The sequence below is a fragment of the Dellaglioa sp. CoH-56-MRSF-10 genome (assembly GCF_056782175.1).
This window is the reverse complement of sequence record NZ_JBXAYF010000016.1, coordinates 1-1,430: the sequence shown is the minus strand read 5'-3', so window position 1 is coordinate 1,430 and position 1,430 is coordinate 1. Positions and strand designations below refer to the sequence as shown.

The following is a 1,430-nucleotide window of genomic DNA, read 5'->3' as shown; positions in this document are numbered from 1 at the left end:
TGAAGTGAACCCCAAAAGTTGGAGTAAATATTAAGCGATCATCTGGTCGGTATGTTTTCGATATTCAATCGGAGACATACCGGCCAGTTTTATTTTAATTCTTTTATGATTGTAATAATCAATATAATTTTTTATGGCTACTTTTAAAGCTTCGTATGTCGCATAATCGTGATTATGAACTGTCCCAACTTTTAAAATATGAAAGAAGCTTTCAGCACATGCATTATCTAAACAAGTCGCTTTGCGACTCATACTTTGAAAAATTTTTGCTGATTTGATAATCTCTGTATAACGGCTGTTCTGATATTGAAATCCTTGATCAGAGTGAACTGTCATTCGATAACTGAGATTTGAACGTTTATTGATTAACCGTTTTAGTGGTTCTGTCACAAACTCCACCGTTGGGTGGAGGCTAATTGACCATTGAAGGACTTCACTATTAAATAAATCAATATATGCCGTAAAATAAGCTCTTTCATTTGTACTTTTATTTCCCCATCGTAGTTCAGTGACATCAGTTACTATTTTTTGATAGGATCTATCAGTCTTAAAACGTCGGTTTAAAAGATTGGAAGCTATTTTACCAACAGTTCCTTTATATGAATTATATCTTTTCGTTTTTCGTTCGTAAGCGTGACATAGGAGTTTGTTTTCTCGCATTATTCTCAACACGGTTTTGTGATTGATTTTAATGCCTATGTTACGTAACTCACTTGTTACGGGACGATACCCATAATCAGAATGCCCTTCACAAATTGTTTTAATCGTTTCAATCAGTTCTTTTGAATCTTGTTGGTACTCTCGTTTACAAGCATCATGGTAGCTACTGCTGGACATCAGTCCAGCTTTTAATACGGTTGCCAACTTAATCTGTAATTCACACCTTAACTCAGTGATTATCTGGGCTTTTTCTTGGTTTTTAATCTTTGTTTTTTCTGTATTAAGGCGTCCAATTTTTCCAAGTACGCTACCCGTGCCCTTAGAAAGTCATTTTCTTCTTGTAATTGTTTTGAAGTTTTTGGATTTTTTGATTTAGTCATTTTAGGCAGTTTTCCTTTTGAAGTTTTTAAGCGACCTTGTACCAGTTTCTTTTCCCAGTCCCAAATCACGACAGGATTCTTAATTTTAAAATGACGTGCTGTAACCGGAAAAGAAGCCCTATGTTTTAATCGCCAGTGAATGACCTTCATTTTATAGGAATAATCATAAAATGTCTTCCCTAAATTATTTTCTAAGCCTTGAATCCCAAACATTTTAAAATGATCCAACCATTGATAAATAGTTGCAGATCCCTTGATTCCATACTTCTTCATTAGTAAACCGGCTGGTTTACCTTTCAAATATTCTTTTAGAACTTTTTTCTTTATTTCAACTGTGAACATAGTAAAACCCCCTGAGTTAGATTTCTCCAACTCAGGGGGTTCACTTCA

Annotated in this window: 2 protein-coding genes; both read right to left on the bottom strand. The window is 34.5% G+C overall.

The features are described 5' to 3' along the window. Positions 1 to 30: 30 nt before the first annotated feature. Positions 31 to 870, bottom strand: a complete 840-nt coding sequence (locus tag AC1RP4_RS07585; protein ID WP_481761996.1) for an IS3 family transposase — start codon at positions 868 to 870, stop codon at positions 31 to 33. A gap of 26 nt (positions 871 to 896) precedes the next feature. Continuing rightward, the gene (locus AC1RP4_RS07580) at positions 897 to 1,382 is read right to left on the bottom strand and encodes a helix-turn-helix domain-containing protein (protein ID WP_481761995.1); all 486 of its coding nucleotides are present in this window, start codon (positions 1,380 to 1,382) and stop codon (positions 897 to 899) included. Between the last annotated feature and the right edge of the window lie 48 nt (positions 1,383 to 1,430).

Excerpts from the sequence above, each read along its gene's own strand:
- AC1RP4_RS07580 (WP_481761995.1), bottom strand. The coding sequence starts at position 1,382 with ATGTTCACAGTTGAAATAAAGAAAAAAGTTCTAAAAGAATATTTGAAA.